Genomic DNA, 1,932 nt, shown 5'->3' on the forward strand with positions numbered 1-1,932 from the left:
GTTTCTATATCAACAGGATGCCGTATATATAAAAAGCTTACATCTGGAAAAAATCACAGACACAAGCTTTAAGCTGTTCTTGCAACTCCTTTCCATTACCAGGAGGCAACAAAAATTCTTTTGCTGCCCTGAGGATGCCGGACACCCAGGCTTTAGTCCCATAGGCTTAATGCCCTTGGACACTAGGCTTGGAGTCGTTTATGTTAATTTATATCTGTTTATGTTAAAAACTTATTTAGGTCTCATTGTTCTATGTTAGTTTTTGTCGGCTAAAAGTATATCATTTATTGATAATTTGCACAACATCAACAATTATATTTTTAACCCGCCTCTTTTTTCTGGTAGATCTCTGCTGCAAAAAAACAAAACTATTGAATACAGATAAAAACAATAATATAATTTGGTTGTTGTTAGATTTAGTTGGCTGTAATTAAGCGATGTGAACGGAAAGCAAAGCTGTTGCAGATAATGATTTCAGCATAAATAAATTGAGAGGGAGTGTACATCATGACGGATCTTTTTGAGGAGGATCTGAAAAAAGCGCGTGAGTTTCATGGTCACGTATGCACGGGTATCGTTTTTGGCGTTAGGATGGCCCGGGCGGGTCTCAATTATCTTGGAATTGAAGATCCTGCTAAAAACAAAGATTTTATCGTTTTTGTCGAAGTTGATCGTTGTCTTGCCGACGCTGTACAATCGGTAACAGGATGTTCACTCGGAAAGAGAAGGCTGAAGTGGTTGGATTACGGTAAAATGGCGGCCAGTTTTATCGACATGAATACTGGTAAAGGAGTCAGGATCGCTATGGACGCGAAGCAAAACGCTCCTGAAGACGCTGATCCGGTTTTTTATTGGAAACAATTTTCCGATGAACAAATGTTTACAATGGAGCCGATAACGGTTGCCCTGAAACCGGGAGATCTGCCGGGCAGGCCGATGGCGAAAACCATATGCGAAAATTGTCAGGAAAAAATTATGGACGGCAGGGATATGCTCAAGGATGGAAAGGTACTATGCAAAGCTTGCGCCAATGGCGCTTATTATCAAAAGATTTAAAAAAGGAGTAAGAAACCCATGTGGGAGATGTATGATGACCTCATTGATGCGATACCTGAAAACCTGACCGTTTTGGAATGCCTGCTGGGGGTCTCTTGGACGCTTGTCCGGTCAGAGCGGGGTCTCGGTATGGCCAAGACAGTCAAGGGGGGCAAGAAAGGAGCGAATCTTGCCAATACTACCGGAATGCCGTTGAAAAAGCTTGCGTGTTTCTCTAAATCGTGGGATATGCTTGAAGCATCGTTGGGACAGGCGGCAATTAACGCGGCCTTCAATAACCCCGCGGAGGTCATGGCTCTTACCGGCAGACCAATTGATCAATCCTGTGCTCCCGAAGAATCCAACGCCTTCAAACAATTAATACCGGAAATTACCGGAAAAAAAGTTGCGGTGATTGGCCATTTCCCTAATGTAGCGCAACTCCGAAAAATATGTGAGCTGTCTGTGCTCGAAAGGAAGCCTCAAGCAGACGATTTTCCCGACTCTGCCTGCGAGTATATCCTCCCCGGGCAGGATTTTGTCTTTATCACCGGGACAGCCTTTACCAACAAAACCATGCCCAGACTCCTTGAACTGTCAAAGAACTCAAAGATTATCCTCGTGGGTCCAAGTGTGCCGATTTCCAGGGTTCTATTTAACTACGGAGTCGATCGGCTCGCAAGCTTGGTTATCCTCGATCAGCAGCTCATCTGGAAAGCGGTTCAAGAAGGCGAAAAAATGAATATTTTCAAGCATGGCGGACAAATGGTATGCGTTCAGCGGAGTCCGTCATGCCCGGGTCGAGAGGACGTGCGCGCGGCATGGGAGTAGATTCTATTACACTAAACCCTGTGGGCATTGTCAAATCACAAATAACTGATCGAAACAGCATGCCGA

General features: G+C 44.4%; 2 protein-coding genes and 1 riboswitch. Both genes read left to right on the forward strand.

From position 1 onward, the window contains the following. Nucleotides 1–69: 69 nt before the first annotated feature. A riboswitch (molybdenum cofactor riboswitch) is annotated at nucleotides 70–206 on the reverse strand. Nucleotides 207–507: 301 nt separating this feature from the next. Continuing rightward, on the forward strand, nucleotides 508–1,056 hold the full coding sequence (locus A4E54_RS05535; RefSeq protein WP_286724888.1) for an FmdE family protein: 549 nt from the start codon (nucleotides 508–510) through the stop codon (nucleotides 1,054–1,056). An 18-nt stretch (nucleotides 1,057–1,074) separates the two neighbouring features. Continuing rightward, nucleotides 1,075–1,866 carry a DUF364 domain-containing protein gene (locus A4E54_RS05540; RefSeq protein ID WP_286724890.1) on the forward strand — a complete coding sequence of 264 codons (792 nt, stop codon included), beginning with the start codon at nucleotides 1,075–1,077 and terminating at the stop codon, nucleotides 1,864–1,866. Nucleotides 1,867–1,932 lie beyond the last annotated feature (66 nt).

Source organism: Pelotomaculum sp. PtaB.Bin117, from assembly GCF_002067195.1.
In the GTDB taxonomy this organism is placed as follows: Bacteria; Bacillota; Desulfotomaculia; order Desulfotomaculales; family Pelotomaculaceae; genus Pelotomaculum_D; species Pelotomaculum_D terephthalicicum.